Here is a 15613-nt window from a genome sequence, read left to right as displayed (position 1 = left end):
GTCGAAACTACAACCTCACGATCAATAAATTAAGTATCAAAATCCGAGAAATCGAAAACCACAGCTCCCTTGCGAGGGATTATTCGGCTAGGTATCGGCCCGGGAAACATGGATCACTCCTTTGATATTTTGCAGTTTATGAATCAGGAAATCCAAATGATCAAGGTTATTGACAAACACTCTCAAAGTCCCTTCAAACTCTCCATTGACCGTATCAATATTGATCGAGCGCATTTGTACGCCAATGTCCTTGGAGAGGACGTAGGATATTTGCCCAACAATTCCAGCTTCATCCGTTCCTGAAACACGTATTGTTGCCTGAAATGAGGTCCGCTTGGTCGAATCACGCCATTTAGCTGGGATCACCCGATAGGGATAGCGCTCAATCATTTGCTTGGCATTGGGGCATGAGCGCCGGTGTATTTTAATCCCGTCATTGATGGTAACAAAACCAAAGATTGCATCGCCGAAAATCGGATTACAGCAAGGAGCTAGTTTGTGATTCACGTTCTTGATGTTGTTATCAATCACCAGGTAATCATTCCCCGTTGAGAAGTCGAGCTCCTTCATTTGATCAGAAGGTAAAATCTCTTCAACCTTCTGCCGTGCTGTAGCCTCTGTTTCCTTTTCAACAATCAGTTCCTTAATGGCCAAGGTATCAATTTTTCCAACCGAAATATTGTAATATAAATCCTGAGCCAACTTCAGATTGTAGTGTTTCAATAATAGCCGGATCAGTTCGTCGTTGTAATCAATCTTCCAGTTTTTCAACTTCCGAAGCAAGATCTCTTTCCCATTTTCAGCCTCAATCCGTCGCTCCTCGTTAACACTCACCTTAATCCGCGTCTTTGCTTTCGTTGTCACCACAAACTCAAGCCAGTCCAGTTTAGGCGTTTGCTTCGCGGAGGTATCAACAGCCACCTGGTCGCCATTTTTCAACTTGTAGCGCAAGGTCACCTTCTTACCATCCAACATCCCTCCCACGCAGTGATCCCCCACTTCGGAGTGAATCTCGTAGGCAAAATCCAGTAAGGTTGAACCGGCCGGCAAGCGTTTTAAATCGCCTTTAGGCGTAAAAACAAATATTTCATCATTGTAAATGTTTGTGCTAAAGTCATCAATAAAATCGACCACGTTCAATTCTGGATTTTCCAGAATCTCGCGAACGTTTGCCAACCAGTTTTCCATTTCCGAACTGGCTGATCCACCTTTGTATTTCCAGTGGGCAGCCAAGCCCTTCTCTGCAATTTCGTCCATTCGACGTGTCCGAATTTGAATCTCCACCCACTTCTTTTGCGGTCCCAAAACCGTAGCATGCAAGCTCTCGTAACCATTCGACTTGGGCATGGTAATCCAATCCCGCATCCGCTCTGGGTTCGACTGGTACTCCTCGGTAACAATGGAATACACCTGCCAACAATCCGATTTTTCGAGCTCCTGCTCCGAATCCAAAATCACGCGAATGGCAAATAAATCGTAAACTTCATCAAAGCTTACTTTCTTGTTTTGCATCTTCTTCCAAATAGAATTGATCGACTTGGTCCGTGCTTTCATGTCGAATTTAAATCCTCGACGTTTCAGCTTTTCTTCGATCGGCTTAACAAACTCTGCCACAAAGTTCTTGCGTTCGTCACGACTTTCCTTTAAGCGATCATCAACATATTGATAAGCTTCTGGATTGGTGTACTTCAGGCAAAGATCCAGCATCTCGGAATTGATGTAGTACAAGCCCAAACGGTGAGCCAATGGCGCATACAAATGCGAAGTTTCCATGGCGATCTTCTGCTGCACCGCTGATGAATGCATCGCCAAGTTCCGCATAACATGTAAACGGTCGGCAATTTTCACCAAAATAACCCGAACATCGCCGGCTAAAGCCAGCATCAACTTCCGGTAGTTTTCGGAATACAGATCCACCGTATCTGTTCCTAAGGCATTGATCTTAGCCATCCCTTCCAGAATCCCCGAGACCTGTGTCCCAAAGCGTTTTTCAACCTCTTTTAGGCCAACTTGCTTGCTCCGCTGTTCGTAGCTTACATTGTGAAGCAAGCCGGCAATAATAGAGCTTGCTCCCAGGCCAACCTCCCGTGCAACAACTTGGGCGACTTCAATGGAATGGACCAATATGATTTCACCGCTTGGCCAGGTATCTTCACCCAACACCTCCCAGGCAAATTGGAAAGCCTTCTCGATTTCAGTTACTTCCTCAACAGAAGGTGAAGCCTTACATAACTCCATCAATTCCAACCAAGCCTTTTCTATTTGTTTATTCATGCTGCTTTCTATTCCGAAATCCAATACGAGGATCATTAAAAATAAAAAAGGCCACCTAATTAGGCAGCCTTAGAATTTATCATTATAAAATTCAATTATTCTGCCTTCGTCGTGTCAACAAACTTGCGTCCCTGAAGCTCCCGGTTAAGCATAAACACGCCATTCCCTTGTCCGTTAATCAACTTCAAGTTATCCAATAGCTCGTTTACATTCGCCTCTTCTTCAACCTGCTCGTCAACAAACCACTTCAAAAAACTTTGCGTTGCATGGTCACTTGCTTTTACGGCTACATCCATCAACTGGTTAATCATTTCGGTAACCTTTTGCTCATGCTCCAAGGTTTTTTCATATACGTCGATGACTCCGTTAAACTCGGTAGGAACACTTGCAATTGGCTCCAAAATTACACGGCCATTACGCTCATTTACAAAGTCAAATATTTTAAGGGAATGTGAAAGTTCTTCTTGGTACTGTACTTTCATCCAGTTAGCAAAGCCAGATAGTCCCTGGTCTTCAAAATAGGCCGACATCGATAAATAAAGATAAGCAGAATGCATTTCAGCATTGATTTGCTTATTCAGGGCTTTTAAAACTGTTTCTTTAAGCATAGTGATCTTGTTTTTCGTTTTATTCAAAAATACTAAAAAAAAGTAGATCGCTGCCTGATTGCAGCTATTTTCATAATGGGTTAACAAAGGCTTAAGCCTGTTTACCATCAATTATTCTCCAAAATCCAAATTAAACCGTTGCTTCATTAAAGCAAGATTTGGGTTCTTTTTAACCATCTCATTCAACTTCTCGGTCTCAGAATAAGGCTTATACTCAACTTCCTGCGCCACAATATCGGTAATCAACTCGATACTTGTGTTCCGCAATTCTTTCCGCAACCAAGAGACCAAGTCCGGTTTAATCTTATTAATTTCCTCTGCCTGAACCGAATTATCAATCTTTAAGCTCAGCTTGAAATTCTCCAATAATTCCGGTGTTCTGGAAAGGGTCGCTTTCAGGTTTGGACGGTCACTCAATCTCAAAAGATACTCTCCCCATTTCGCCTCAAACTGCTCTTTGGTAAACGATTCCTTTAGTTGTTCGCCAACAAAATACTTGAGCTTCTCCTTTGCGTCTCCTTCTTTATCGCCATCGATTTTACCAGACAGAGCATCCTTAATTGAAGGCGTAAAACCACTTCCCCGTCGCTTTATTACTCGTTTTACAGGAGTTCGCACAGGAACGTCACCATCTGATGAGCTAGCGGCATTCGATGCTTTTTGAGGTTCTTCATCTCGTTTGGGAGCAGCCCCGGAAGGGCTTGTTTTTCGTGCAGCAGCTTGACTTTTCCCAGAGAAAATTGGCTCTAATTCAACAACTTCGTTGTCGTTAGCTATTTTTTTTTTAAGGTGAGCTGTGCCATCCGGATCAAACTCAGTTCAACCAGCAAGCGTTTATTCTGGCTGGCTTTGTATTGCATGTCACATTCGTTGCTTATTTTCAACGCCTCCAGCAAAAAGGCGGGATCGCAACCAGCAGCCTGTGCTTTATACTTCTCCTTGATTTCACCTCCAACTTCAAGCAACTGCACTGTAATCTGATCCTTACAGACCAATAAATCCCGTATATGGCTGCTCAGTCCATTAATAAAATGGTGCCCGTCAAAACCATGATCCAACACCTCATTAAACAGCAACAACGCATTGGCGACATCGTTCTCTAACAGCAAATCGACTAAACGGAAATAATAGTCGTAATCCAATACATTCAGGTTATCAATCACATCTTTATACGTGATATTTTTACCTGAGAAGCTAACAATCTGATCAAAAATAGACAGTGCATCTCGCATGGCGCCATCCGCTTTCTGAGCAATGACATTTAATGCTTCGCTTTCGATTTGCACTTGTTCGCTCTGGGCAACATAGTTCAGGTGCCCCGAAATATCTCCGATCTTAATTCGATTAAAATCAAAAATCTGACAACGCGATAAAATGGTTGGGATAATTTTGTGCTTTTCGGTTGTTGCCAGAATAAAAATGGCATGCTTTGGTGGCTCTTCCAAGGTTTTCAGGAAGGCATTAAAAGCAGCCTGAGACAACATGTGAACCTCATCAATAATATAGATGCTGTACTTTCCAATTTGTGGAGGAATCCGCACCTGATCTGTCAGGTTACGAATATCATCGACCGAGTTGTTCGATGCCGCATCCAGCTCATGGATGTTATACGAACGATTATCGTTAAAAGCCATACATGACTCACAGCTATTGCAAGGCTCAGTCTCTGCTGTTAAGTTTTGGCAATTAATTGTTTTTGCAAAAATACGGGCACAAGTTGTCTTCCCAACACCACGAGGACCACAGAACAAATAGGCATGCGCCAACTGACTGTTCTTGATGGCATTTTTCAATGTTGAAGTAATTGAAGCTTGACCAACTACTGTTTGAAAAGTATCTGGACGGTATTTTCTGGCAGAAACAATAAAATTCTCCATAATTTCATTTAATGAAGCTCAAAGATAAACATTTTAAGAGGAAATTCAGGGGGATTTTATTAACAAGAATTAAGATTCGGCTCGCCTTCACATGGCAAACTTTTTACATGATCAACTGTTTTTATCCTAATGAAGCATCTTTGAAAAGGTTAGCAATCTTATTTGCTGACTTTACGTCAACATCCTGAATGTTTCATTGCTATAAAAGATAAATACCTATGAAAAAATTGACTTTTCTTTTAGCTATGATCTTTGCCATTTCATTAAGTTTTGGACAAAGTAGCTTCCATGAGTTTACCGTTAAAGATATTGAAGGCGGGAATTTTGATTTAGCCCAGTTGAAAGGTAAAAAAGTTTTGGTGGTTAACACGGCATCCAAGTGTGGTCTGACCCCACAATATGAACTTTTACAAGAACTTTATGACCAATATGGAGGAGAGCATTTTACAATTGTTGGTTTTCCGGCCAATAATTTTGCGAACCAAGAGCCTGGCTCAGACGAAGACATTGCTGCGTTTTGTGAAAAAAACTATGGCGTAAGCTTCCCCATGATGAGCAAAGTATCTGTTAAAGGCAAAGATATTCATCCCGTTTACCAATGGCTTACCCAAAAAGCAAAAAACGGAGTCAGTGATTCAGAAGTTAGCTGGAACTTTCAAAAATACTTGATTGATAAAAATGGACAGCTAGTCGATTTTATCAAGCCAAAAGTTAAGCCAAACGATCCGAAGATTGTTAACTGGATAAAAGGAGACTCATAGTGTACTCGCTAATGAATAATCAAAATTGATTAAGCGTACACAAAGCATGGTTCGATTGACTAAGAAGTAAATCAACCATGCTTTTTTTATAAAAGATTTTATAACGAATCCAACGCCTTTTTATAGGTTGAAATAGCGCGTTCACGGGCAAATTTGTGTTCAACCATCGGATGCGAATAAGTCAGTTGTTCAAACTCAGGCACCCATTTTCGAATGTATTTTAGTTCAGGATCAAACTTTTGGGCCTGTAACGTAGGATTAAAAACCCGAAAATAAGGCGCCGCATCGCAACCCGTTCCTGCAGCCCACTGCCAACCTCCATTATTCGACGCTAAGTCAAAATCCAACAGTTTCTCTGCAAAATAAGCCTCACCCCATCGCCAGTCAATCAGCAAATGTTTACATAGAAAACTGGCCGTAACCATCCGGACACGATTGTGCATATACCCCGTTTCATTTAGCTCACGCATACCTGCATCAACCAAGGGGTAACCTGTATTTCCCTCACACCAGCGAGCAAACTCTTTTTCCGAGTTGATCCAAGGTATTTGATTGTAAGCTGGCTTAAAAGCACTTCCTTCAACATGTGGAAAGTGCCACAAAATGGCTGCATAAAAATCACGCCAGATCAGTTCATTCAGAAAAACAGAGGAATGTTCCTTTGCCTTTCTTGTCAGCTCACGAATGCTGATTGTTCCAAAGCGTAAATGGATTCCCAAATGAGTGGTTCCATTCTGTCCCGGGAAATCACGATCGTTAGCGTAATTTTCCAATGTCAATTCATCAATATCTCTCGCCGGAAATTCAATGCTACCTCGCCGAAAACCCAAATCGCGCAAGTGAATATCTTTTAATGGAGCTGTTTGGTGAAGTTGATTCAAATGCTTTTCTGAAGGAAAGATTTTTGTTTCTTTAGCAGTCAATCGCTCAAGCCATTTTTTACTGTATGGCGTAAATACCGTATAGGGCTTTCCATCTGCTTTTAAAATATCCTCTTTATGGAAAATCACGTGATCTTTAAATAGCAAGAAATCGACCTCATGCGCTTGTAAAAAACGGCTGATCTCACCCTCCCTTTCGCGAGCATAAGGTTCGTAGTCTTCGTTGGCGTAAACACCTTTAATATCATATTCAACCCATAATCGTTTAAATGCATCCAAAGGCTTACCATGATAAATCCAAAAAGTGCTGCCATTTAACTCAAATTCAGCTTTTAATCGCCGTACTTCATCAACAATAAACTCAACCCGGCTATCATCATCTTCCAAATCATTAATAATTCGGGTATCAAAAATAAAAACGGGCAAAACTGGCTCCCCTGCATGTAAAGCCTCATACAATCCATGGTTATCACGCACCCTTAGGTCGCGCCGAAACCAAAAAATATTGATCTTCTTTTTCATTTGTTTAAGTCCCTTTTTTATACTCAGAACAATTTCGCAACAAAAAGTTCTTCCAGAAACTGGTTTTGTTTAACACAAAACAATATTTCCTTCCTTTTTCCCAAGCCATTATATGCCAAAAAGTACACAAAATTCAGCAACTTATCAATGGTTTAGATGGCTACAATATTCTTTCGTTTAAAATTTTAAACTCATGGAACCGCTTCGCTCTCGCACAATTTTTTTTAATCATACTCCTTTGTGATTTAATGATGAATAAAATCATGCTCGTTTCATCTGTAACAATTTTGTTCGAAGTAATATTTTCTTTTCTTTTATACCCTGCTTCTTCATCTTCGCGAATTAAGGCTAGCACGAAGAAGCTTGAAAAGGAAAACCGCAAATTTCAAATTGTAAAACCCAACTAAAGATTGATTTATGAACAGAGGATTTGCCAGCGATAACAACGCAGGAGTTCATCCCAATATATTAAAAGCCATTGAGCAGGCTAATCGAGGACATGTTGTAGGCTACGGAGACGACCCTTATACGCAAGAAGCCATCGCACTTTTTAAGAAAGAGTTTGGGCAGGATACCGAAGTATTTTTTGTTTTTAATGGAACAGGAGCAAATGTCCTTGCACTCTCCTCGGCAACAAATTCATTTAACTCCATTATTTGTGCAGATACTGCCCACATTCAAGTTGACGAATGTGGTGCTCCTGAAAAATTAACCGGCTGCAAGCTACTTCCGGTTCCAAGTCAAAAAGGGAAAATTACTCCCGAAGGGATCAAGCAATATCTACATGGCTTTGATTTCGAGCACCACTCACAGCCTCGGGTAATTTCCATCTCTCAAGTTACGGAGTTAGGAACCGTATACGCACTAGAAGAGATTAAGGCAATCACCGCACTTGCTCACGAGTATGGACTATTGGTTCATATGGATGGCGCCCGTTTGGCTAATGCAGCTGTTGCGCTAAACTTGCCATTTCGCGATTTCACAAGGGATGCGGGCATTGATATGCTTTCTTTTGGGGGAACCAAAAATGGCCTATTAATGGGTGAAGCGGTCTTGTTCTTCAATCCAGACCTGACCAAATACACCAAATATATCCGTAAACAAAACATGCAACTGTTCTCAAAGATGCGCTTTGTTGGGGCCCAGTTTTTGGCCTATTTCAAAAACGAACTTTGGAAAACCAATGCACAGCATGCCAACCAAATGGCCAAATTGCTCGAGCGAGAGATCTTAAAACTCGGGAAAGTACAACTAACTCAGGAAACCGAAGCCAATGGTGTTTTTGCCATTGTTCCAACTAAGATTATTCCCAAACTGCAAGAAGAATATTTCTTTTATGTGTGGGATGAATCCCGATCCGAAGTTCGCTGGATGACCTCTTTTGATACAACGGAAGAAGACATCCACGGCTTTGTAAAACTAATTGATCGTTTAATTTAAATGCCCTTATTCAACTACTATCCATCCAGCGGCGATTCGCATGATCCCGAATTGGAAAAAAAGATCTTCAAACACAGTCTTGTTTTTCCAACGCTCTTTTTAGTGGCATTTTGGTTGGTCTTTCTAGTTGAATCAACATTAAATATTGAATTGGCTGTCTATGGTATTTTTCCGCTTAAACCAGAAGGTTTGAAAGGCATCCTTTTTTCGCCATTCATTCATAGCGGTTACAAACACCTGGCAGCTAACTCAGCTCCTTTTTTTGTACTATCTCTGGCCCTTTTCTACTTTTACCGAAAACTGGCCTACCGAATATTTATCTTGATTTACCTCCTTTCGGGCCTCTGTGTATGGCTCGGAGGACGTGAGGCCTGGCACATTGGAGCCAGTGGAGTCATCTATGGACTTGCCTCCTTTTTATTCTTTAGCGGCATCTTTCGAAACGACGTCAAATTACTGACGATTGCCATCATTGTTGTTTTCCTTTATGGCAGTATGTTCTGGGGAATTTTCCCAATCAAGCCCGACGTTTCTTGGGAAAGTCATTTATGGGGAAGTGTGAGTGGCCTATTATTAAGCATTTATTACCGAAAACAGGGGCCGCAGCGACAGCATTACGAATGGGAAGAAGAAGCTGATGATGAAGAAGATGACCATTCTACCTTCTACACATCGGACCACACGGCAAATTATTTCGAAGACGACAACGAAAAAAACAAGTAGATGTTGAACAGCAGAAAAGAAATTGTGTAACTTTGCCATCTTTTAAAGGAAAACTAGTTCTATAACAATGATTAGCAGAAGAATTATTCGTATTAAAGTATTACAGGTTCTGTACGCCTATTATACTTCGTCGGAGAAGTCGATTAACAACTCGGAGAAGGAGCTATTCTTCAGTATACAGAAAACATACGATCTTTACCATTATTTGTTGGATTTGGCCATTGAGATCAGTAAGCATGCCGAATCAGTTATTGAGTTGAGAAAGAAGAAACACTTTCCAACGGAAGAGGATCTGAATCCGAATACCCGTTTTATCCGGAATCAGCTAATCAGTCAGCTAAAAGAAAACGAGAGTCTAAACAAATACCTTGACAAGTCAAAACTGAGCTGGATTAATGAGCCGGAGTTTGTCAAGAAGATGTACAATGCATTGATTGCAACAGACTTTTACAAGAGCTATATGCTTGCTCCAGAAAGCTCTTATCAAGCAGACAAGAAACTGGTTGAACAGCTATTTGCTGAAGTTATCCTTCAATCTGATGATCTTTTCGGAATTCTGGAAGAACAAAGTATTTACTGGAATGATGATGTTGACTTTGTCATTAGCATGATCATCAAAACATTCAAGAAATTCAAGGAATACACCCGCGAAAATCAAGCACTTCTTCCAATGTTTAAAGATGAGGAGGATCGTCAGTTCGCCAAAGATTTATTCCGGAAAACCATTTTGAATCATGACGAGCTAAAACAGGTTGTCACCACTCACACCGTTAACTGGGATGTTGAACGCATTGCATTTATCGATGAGTTGATTTTGGAGATGGCTATTGCCGAGTTCTTGTATTTCCCTTCAATTCCTACGAAAGTAAGTTTGAACGAATACATCGAACTGTCAAAATATTACAGCACGAAAAAGAGCCGAAACTTCATCAACGGCATCCTGGACAAGGCTTTGAAAGCCTTGAAAAATGAAAATAAAATTCTCAAAGCTGGTCGCGGATTAATTGGAGAAGATACGCCTAAATCATGAATAAGCTGCTAACGATAGCACTGATTCTTATCTTGTCTGCTTGTCAAAACAACACCAAACCAAATAACAAACAAGACCAAGCAGATACTGCTGTTGGAGAATTTGCGTTTCAGGAAGAATTCCATAATTTTGGGAATCTCCAATCAGGAGAAGTTGTTGCTTACAGCTTTCAGTTTGAAAATTCCGGGGAAGGAAAATTAATCATCAAACGCATCGAAACAGATTGTGGATGCATTGAAACTCATTTCCCAAAGGAAGTTGTTAAAGCTGGACAAACAGGGTTAATTGAAGTTGTTTTTAATACAGCTGGCGAAACAGGAAAAGTGTATAAAGAGTTGTTGATTTACTCGAATGCCAAAGAAAAACCCCAAAAGTTAGCGATTGCGGCCAATGTAGAGAATGAATTTATAAAATTATACAGTAAAAATTAAAGCTAAGAAACGATGAACTATTTATTAATGGCTCCTCAGCCTGGAGCAGAACAAAATCCAATAACAACATTCCTTCCACTCGTTCTGATTATTGTTGTTTTCTACTTCTTTATGATCCGTCCTCAGGTTAAACGTCAGAAAGAATTGAAGAAATTCCGTGAAAGCTTGGCCAAAGGCGACAAAGTAGTAACAACTGGTGGAATTTATGGAAAAGTTGCAGAAATCAAGGAAAACTACGTTTTGTTGCAAGTCGATGACAATGTAAAACTACGAGTTGACAAAAGCGCTGTCGTAAAAGACATGTCTGATGTAACTCCACAAAAATAATTTATGGTTTTTTAGTAAAAGCCAGGAAAGGGTCGACAGTGAGTCAACCCTTTTTTTTATCTTTGGTTGCGTGGAAAACAAATGGCTACATAAGATACAAACCTTTCTTCGAAGGTTAAATATAAAGAATGACCGCAAGTTGGTTATTTATCTCGTTTGTGTGGGAATTGCCTCGGTATTTTGGCTTCTGAATGCACTTGAAAAAGAATACGAAGTGGAACTTTCTTTTCCGGTTCGCTACACCAATCACCCCAAAAATAAATTATTGGTGAACGATCCCCCCAGTCATTTTACGCTTGATGTTAAATCCTATGGTTTTACGCTTTTGCGCTATAAACTGAGCATGGCCTTTTCGCCACTCGTGTTTAATATCAATGAGTTTGGAGGCGAAAGCATGGAAGACAGCAGTCGCTCAAACTATGCTTTGTCAAGCCGTCTTTTCCGAAATGAAATTGCCGACCAGCTGAGTAACGAGTTAACCATCACGGGTGTTCACCCTGACACGATCTACTTCCAGTTTGACCGGATCGTCAGCCAAAAGAAAAAAGTAGAACCAGCCATCAGCTTTCAACTAAAAAAGCAACACTATCAATACGAATCCGTTCAAGTGAAGCCTGATTCAGTTATCGTCCATGGCCCCGAATCAATTTTGGATACACTTAAAATAATAAAAACAGTAGCTCAACACTACAAAGAGCTTGCACAGACAGTACAACGGAACGTTCCATTGCAAGATATTAAGCACCTTGAATTTTCGCCTAAGCGCGTGGTTGTTCAAATACCAATTGAAGAGTTTACAGAAAAAGAACTTGCGGTTCCGGTGCAGATTCAAGGAATTCCAGATAGTATACACATTAGTCTTTTCCCGGCCGAGGTAAAATTAAATTTCTTAGTTGGTCTTAGTCGATTTTCGTCGATTACATCGAATGACTTTGAGGCAATTGTTTCGTATGAAGATATCCTGTCACAGAAAGACTACCTTCCTGTAAAACTAGAGAAAGTACCTCCACACCTGAAGGCAGTAAACCTTGCCCCCAGAAGAATTGAGTATCTCATTGAAAAATAAAACCATGTTAAAAATCGGAATTACCGGAGGAATTGGAAGTGGAAAGTCAACGATATGCAACTTTTTCAAACTAATCGGAATCCCTGTTTTTCAAGCTGATGTTGATGCAAAAAAACTACTTAATGAATCAGCCATTATCCGTGGTAAGATGACCTTGTATTTTGGAAGTGACATTTACCTCCCAAATCAGACAATTGACCGAAAAAAGTTGGCACAACTCATTTTCAATTCACCATCTTTACTTGAGAAAGTCAATTCAATTGTTCATCCCGAAGTTCGTAAGCGCTTTTTCGAATGGTCTGATCAGCAAAAAACGCCTTATATCATCCACGAGGCAGCCATCCTTTTTGAAACTGGTTTTGCTCAAATGATGGATTATAACATTTTGGTGACAGCCCCTAAACAACAGCGTACCGCTTGGGTTATGAATAGAGATAACAGTTCGGCTAAGCAAGTCGAAGAACGTATGTCTAAACAATGGCCAGATGAAAAAAAAGAACAACTGGCTGACTTTATAATTAAAAACAACAACCAGGAATTAATCATTCCTGTCTTATTAGAATTAGATCAAAAATTTAGAGCACATGGGTAAATTTGCAAAATGGATTGCCGGAGGTTTAGGATGGGCATTTTTAGGCCCCCTTGGAGGAATTGTAGGTTTTGTTGTCGGATCGATGATGGACACCAATAACGGACAAACAGGACCAGCAGGCTCGACTACAACGCGTCAACCACATACAACAACCACCGGAGGCTATGTCATGAGCTTACTGGTTTTGGTAGCAGCTGTCATGAAAGCCGACGGAAAAGTTCTCCGTTCCGAATTGGAATATGTGAAACAATTCTTTGTTCGCTCCTTCGGATCAAGTTCAGCTCAAGAAGCCATAAAAATGCTTCGCGACCTACTTAAACAAAACATTCCAGTAGCTGATGTTTGCTATCAGATCCAAAAGAATATGGATTATTCATCCAGGCTTCAACTTCTCCATTTTTTATTCGGGATTGCCCAAGCTGATGGACAAGTGGCCCCGTCCGAACTAAAAATGATTGAACACATGGCTCAAAACATGGGGATCAGCTCAAAAGACTTTGAATCAATTAAGGCCATGTTTATCGCCAACACGGATGCTGCTTATAAAATTCTGGAAGTTGATGCAAATGCAACGGACGAAGAAATTAAAAAAGCCTACCGTAAGATGGCTATGAAATACCATCCGGATAAAGTAAGCTATTTGGGTGAAGACTTTCAAAATGCTGCAAAGGAGAAATTTCAGAAGGTTAATGAAGCCTATGAGAGTATCAAGAAAGAACGAAAATTCGCATAAAAAAAGAAGGCTGCTCAATTGGTTGAGCAGCCTTCTTTTTAATAAAATCTACATCAAGTGTTTAAGTCGTCAAACTCAACATTGGTATAATCTTTTGCTTCGATCACTTCATCTTCATTATCAGAAAGTGTCATTTCAATACCGATCTCTGCATCTTCCATTGACTGACTAGCTTTTATAAAGTCAATAACCTCACTCAAACCATCAGAAAACTTCTCAAAATCTTCTTTATATAAGAAAATTTTGTGTTTCTCGAAGTGGAACTTACCATCCTGATCGTAACGTTTCTTACTCTCAGTAATTGTTAAATAGTACTCGTTCTTCCTTGTCGACTTTACATCAAAGAAATAGGTTCTTTTCCCTGCTCTTACAGCTTTTGAGAAAATTTCTTGTCTGAAATTGCTGTCGACTTCTTTCGTTTCATCTTTTCTATCAAAGCCTTCCATCTTGCTCGTTTTAAATTATTTCCATAGTTGAACTATCAAAAATAAAAAATTATTTTGAAAATAGACGAAACCTGTTAACAAACAGCTATTTATTTTATCGCTAACAAATGTTCATTTTACTTAGAACTGTTGTAGTATTTCATGGCTTCTGGCATAATCTCCTGCAATGCCTCAATACGCTTAGCATCGACCGGGTGCGTGCTTAGAAACTCCGGAGGTTTTTGTCCACTATTCTGAGCCATTCGTTGCCAAAAACCAACAGCTTCTTGAGGATTGTAACCTGCAATTGCCATAAAAATTAATCCCATTTGGTCAGCTTCATACTCATGTTGACGTGAAAAAGGCAGCATAACTCCTACCTGTGAGCCCACTCCGTATGCAGCCGAAAAAATGGCCTGCGTTTGCTCTGGCTTCTCTTTGATCGCCTCTCCCAAGGCAATTCCGCCCATTTGAACCAGCATAGAATGGCTCATTCGCTCATTTCCATGTCTGGCTACCGCGTGTGCAATTTCGTGCCCCATAACCACTGCTAAACCAGCTTCTGATTGCGTCAACGGCAATATACCCGTATAAACAACAACTTTCCCTCCCGGCATACACCAAGCGTTAGGAACTTCGTTTTCGATTAAATTAAACTCCCACTTAAAATATTGCAGATAGCTTTCATAGCCATTGCTTTTGAGGTATTGCTCGACAGCAGAGGCAATTTTTTGCCCGGCTCGCTTAACCATTTCCACCTGTTGGCGGTTGCTTGCAACTTTATTGGTATCTAAAAACTGGTCATAGCTGGTTAAGCTCATTTCAACCATATTCGATTCAGGTAACAAATTAACCTGACTACGACCTGTCAGTGGAACAGTACTACATGATGTACTGATAAAAGCCAAAACCACAGCCGCTAAAACAATAAAAGGAGATGTTTTTGTATTCATAGATGAAATTTGTTTTTGTAAAGTTAAACAAACAAAGCCAAAAAAAGGTGACTGAATCAGTCACCTTTTTAACGAAAAACCATTCGGTTTTATTTATAAATTTCTTTTTTTGCGGCTAACAAGGTGTTTTTCAGCAAAGCAACGCGGGTCATTGGACCTACTCCCCCTGGCACCGGAGTAATGTACGAACATTTATGGGCCACTTCATCAAAAGCGACATCGCCTTTCAACTTAAATCCTGATTTGGTTTGATCAGACTTTACCCGAGTTGTTCCAACATCAATTACCACTGCTCCTTCTTTAACCATATCTCCTTTAATAAACTCAGGAGCTCCTAAAGCAGCGATCAAGATATCAGCACTTGCACACAGTTCTTTCAAGTCCTTTGTTCGGCTATGAGCAACAGTTACGGTAGCATTAATTGCTTTTTGCGACATCAAAACGCTCATTGGACGCCCAACAATATTACTTCGGCCGACAACGACACAGTCTTTCCCTGAAGTCTCAATCTTGTAACGCTTCAAAAGCTCAACGATACCATCCGGCGTAGCCGAAACAAAACAAGGTAACCCGATCACCATACGTCCAACGTTAATCGGATGGAAGCCGTCAACATCTTTACGAGGATCAATTGCCTCAATTATTTTTTGCTCAGAAATATGCTTAGGCAATGGCAACTGCACAATAAAACCATCTACATCGGTATCATTATTCAGTTCATGAACCTTCGCCAGCAATTCTTCTTCAGTAACATCATCCTCAAAGCGAACCAAGCTAGATTTGAAACCAACCTCCTCACAATCTTTAATTTTGAATGCTACATATGTTTCGCTTCCTCCATCGTGTCCTACCAAAATGGCAGCTAAGTGAGGTTGTTTCGCACCTGCTTCAACCATTTCACGAACTTCCTGTGCGATCTCTTTTTTAATGTCCGTTGCGATTTGTTTTCCGTCGATTAACTTCATTATCT

The 15613-nt window shown here is 40.4% G+C and carries 17 protein-coding genes; 9 read left to right on the top strand and 8 right to left on the bottom strand.

Translation table 11 applies throughout. The annotated features are described in order from the left end of the window. Positions 1–87 precede the first annotated feature (87 nt). From BM156_RS12605 to BM156_RS12590, 4 genes are all read right to left on the bottom strand, one after another. The gene (locus BM156_RS12605; protein ID WP_093920244.1) at positions 88–2274 is read right to left on the bottom strand and encodes a RelA/SpoT family protein; all 2187 of its coding nucleotides are present in this window, start codon (positions 2272–2274) and stop codon (positions 88–90) included. A 95-nt stretch (positions 2275–2369) separates the two neighbouring features. Continuing rightward, positions 2370–2882: a ferritin gene (locus tag BM156_RS12600; RefSeq protein WP_093920243.1), complete on the bottom strand. Its 513-nt coding sequence runs from the start codon at positions 2880–2882 to the stop codon at positions 2370–2372. 111 nt (positions 2883–2993) lie between these two features. Then, positions 2994–3500 carry a hypothetical protein gene (locus BM156_RS12595; protein ID WP_093920242.1) on the bottom strand — a complete coding sequence of 169 codons (507 nt, stop codon included), beginning with the start codon at positions 3498–3500 and terminating at the stop codon, positions 2994–2996. Between the two features lie 155 nt (positions 3501–3655). Next, positions 3656–4759 carry a DNA polymerase III subunit gamma/tau gene (locus BM156_RS12590; RefSeq protein WP_093920241.1) on the bottom strand — a complete coding sequence of 368 codons (1104 nt, stop codon included), beginning with the start codon at positions 4757–4759 and terminating at the stop codon, positions 3656–3658. A 218-nt stretch (positions 4760–4977) separates the two neighbouring features. On the opposite strand from BM156_RS12590, the gene BM156_RS12585 reads away from it, so the two are divergent. Beyond that, positions 4978–5520, top strand: coding sequence for a glutathione peroxidase (locus BM156_RS12585; protein WP_093920240.1), 543 nt, complete (start codon positions 4978–4980; stop codon positions 5518–5520). A 98-nt stretch (positions 5521–5618) separates the two neighbouring features. Here BM156_RS12585 and BM156_RS12580 read toward each other — a convergent pair whose 3' ends face one another. Beyond that, positions 5619–6923, bottom strand: coding sequence for a cryptochrome/photolyase family protein (locus tag BM156_RS12580; protein ID WP_093920239.1), 1305 nt, complete (start codon positions 6921–6923; stop codon positions 5619–5621). 417 nt (positions 6924–7340) lie between these two features. Between BM156_RS12580 and BM156_RS12570 the strand changes: the two genes are divergently transcribed. The 8 genes from BM156_RS12570 to BM156_RS12535 all read left to right on the top strand — a co-directional run bounded on the left by BM156_RS12570 (position 7341) and on the right by BM156_RS12535 (position 13265). Next, positions 7341–8363: a threonine aldolase family protein gene (locus BM156_RS12570; RefSeq protein ID WP_093920237.1), complete on the top strand. Its 1023-nt coding sequence runs from the start codon at positions 7341–7343 to the stop codon at positions 8361–8363. Further along, positions 8364–9086 carry a rhomboid family intramembrane serine protease gene (locus tag BM156_RS12565; protein WP_093920236.1) on the top strand — a complete coding sequence of 241 codons (723 nt, stop codon included), beginning with the start codon at positions 8364–8366 and terminating at the stop codon, positions 9084–9086. Positions 9087–9153: 67 nt separating this feature from the next. Continuing rightward, positions 9154–10116: a transcription antitermination factor NusB gene (gene nusB / locus BM156_RS12560; RefSeq protein WP_093920235.1), complete on the top strand. Its 963-nt coding sequence runs from the start codon at positions 9154–9156 to the stop codon at positions 10114–10116. Next, positions 10113–10547 carry a DUF1573 domain-containing protein gene (locus BM156_RS12555; protein ID WP_093920234.1) on the top strand — a complete coding sequence of 145 codons (435 nt, stop codon included), beginning with the start codon at positions 10113–10115 and terminating at the stop codon, positions 10545–10547. Before nusB ends, BM156_RS12555 begins: the two co-directional genes overlap by 4 nt. A gap of 12 nt (positions 10548–10559) precedes the next feature. Continuing rightward, positions 10560–10874, top strand: a complete 315-nt coding sequence (gene yajC, locus BM156_RS12550; RefSeq protein WP_093920233.1) for a preprotein translocase subunit YajC — start codon at positions 10560–10562, stop codon at positions 10872–10874. 70 nt (positions 10875–10944) lie between these two features. Then, entirely contained in the window at positions 10945–11940 is a 996-nt protein-coding gene (locus BM156_RS12545; protein WP_139218275.1) for a CdaR family protein, read from the top strand. 4 nt (positions 11941–11944) lie between these two features. Continuing rightward, the gene (gene coaE, locus BM156_RS12540; RefSeq protein WP_093920231.1) at positions 11945–12532 is read left to right on the top strand and encodes a dephospho-CoA kinase; all 588 of its coding nucleotides are present in this window, start codon (positions 11945–11947) and stop codon (positions 12530–12532) included. Continuing rightward, positions 12525–13265 carry a TerB family tellurite resistance protein gene (locus BM156_RS12535; protein ID WP_093920230.1) on the top strand — a complete coding sequence of 247 codons (741 nt, stop codon included), beginning with the start codon at positions 12525–12527 and terminating at the stop codon, positions 13263–13265. The genes coaE and BM156_RS12535 overlap by 8 nt, the downstream gene beginning before the upstream one ends. A 53-nt stretch (positions 13266–13318) precedes the next feature. Here BM156_RS12535 and BM156_RS12530 read toward each other — a convergent pair whose 3' ends face one another. The 3 genes from BM156_RS12530 to folD all read right to left on the bottom strand — a co-directional run bounded on the left by BM156_RS12530 (position 13319) and on the right by folD (position 15608). After that, complete coding sequence (locus BM156_RS12530; protein ID WP_093920229.1) at positions 13319–13711, bottom strand: DUF3276 family protein; 393 nt, start codon at positions 13709–13711, stop codon at positions 13319–13321. Positions 13712–13827: 116 nt separating this feature from the next. Beyond that, on the bottom strand, positions 13828–14643 hold the full coding sequence (locus BM156_RS12525) for a M48 family metallopeptidase (RefSeq protein WP_093920228.1): 816 nt from the start codon (positions 14641–14643) through the stop codon (positions 13828–13830). Positions 14644–14732: 89 nt separating this feature from the next. Beyond that, the gene (gene folD / locus BM156_RS12520) at positions 14733–15608 is read right to left on the bottom strand and encodes a bifunctional methylenetetrahydrofolate dehydrogenase/methenyltetrahydrofolate cyclohydrolase FolD (RefSeq protein ID WP_093920227.1); all 876 of its coding nucleotides are present in this window, start codon (positions 15606–15608) and stop codon (positions 14733–14735) included. Positions 15609–15613: the final 5 nt, after the last annotated feature.

Source organism: Sunxiuqinia elliptica, from assembly GCF_900113005.1.
Lineage (GTDB): Bacteria > Bacteroidota > Bacteroidia > Bacteroidales > Prolixibacteraceae > Sunxiuqinia > Sunxiuqinia elliptica.
This window is presented reverse-complemented; position numbering and strand designations above follow the sequence as displayed.

What these genes read in the sequence shown, in the direction of transcription:
- BM156_RS12590 (WP_093920241.1), bottom strand. Translation starts at nt 4,759, where the DNA reads ATGGAGAATTTTATTGTTTCTGCCAGAAAATACCGTCCAGATACTTTT.
- BM156_RS12580 (WP_093920239.1), bottom strand. Translation starts at nt 6,923, where the DNA reads ATGAAAAAGAAGATCAATATTTTTTGGTTTCGGCGCGACCTAAGGGTG.
- BM156_RS12535 (WP_093920230.1), top strand. Translation starts at nt 12,525, where the DNA reads ATGGGTAAATTTGCAAAATGGATTGCCGGAGGTTTAGGATGGGCATTT.
- BM156_RS12555 (WP_093920234.1), top strand. Translation starts at nt 10,113, where the DNA reads ATGAATAAGCTGCTAACGATAGCACTGATTCTTATCTTGTCTGCTTGT.
- yajC (WP_093920233.1), top strand. Translation starts at nt 10,560, where the DNA reads ATGAACTATTTATTAATGGCTCCTCAGCCTGGAGCAGAACAAAATCCA.
- BM156_RS12525 (WP_093920228.1), bottom strand. Translation starts at nt 14,643, where the DNA reads ATGAATACAAAAACATCTCCTTTTATTGTTTTAGCGGCTGTGGTTTTG.
- BM156_RS12565 (WP_093920236.1), top strand. Translation starts at nt 8,364, where the DNA reads ATGCCCTTATTCAACTACTATCCATCCAGCGGCGATTCGCATGATCCC.
- coaE (WP_093920231.1), top strand. Translation starts at nt 11,945, where the DNA reads ATGTTAAAAATCGGAATTACCGGAGGAATTGGAAGTGGAAAGTCAACG.
- folD (WP_093920227.1), bottom strand. Translation starts at nt 15,608, where the DNA reads ATGAAGTTAATCGACGGAAAACAAATCGCAACGGACATTAAAAAAGAG.
- BM156_RS12600 (WP_093920243.1), bottom strand. Translation starts at nt 2,882, where the DNA reads ATGCTTAAAGAAACAGTTTTAAAAGCCCTGAATAAGCAAATCAATGCT.
- BM156_RS12605 (WP_093920244.1), bottom strand. Translation starts at nt 2,274, where the DNA reads ATGAATAAACAAATAGAAAAGGCTTGGTTGGAATTGATGGAGTTATGT.
- BM156_RS12530 (WP_093920229.1), bottom strand. Translation starts at nt 13,711, where the DNA reads ATGGAAGGCTTTGATAGAAAAGATGAAACGAAAGAAGTCGACAGCAAT.
- BM156_RS12570 (WP_093920237.1), top strand. Translation starts at nt 7,341, where the DNA reads ATGAACAGAGGATTTGCCAGCGATAACAACGCAGGAGTTCATCCCAAT.
- nusB (WP_093920235.1), top strand. Translation starts at nt 9,154, where the DNA reads ATGATTAGCAGAAGAATTATTCGTATTAAAGTATTACAGGTTCTGTAC.
- BM156_RS12585 (WP_093920240.1), top strand. Translation starts at nt 4,978, where the DNA reads ATGAAAAAATTGACTTTTCTTTTAGCTATGATCTTTGCCATTTCATTA.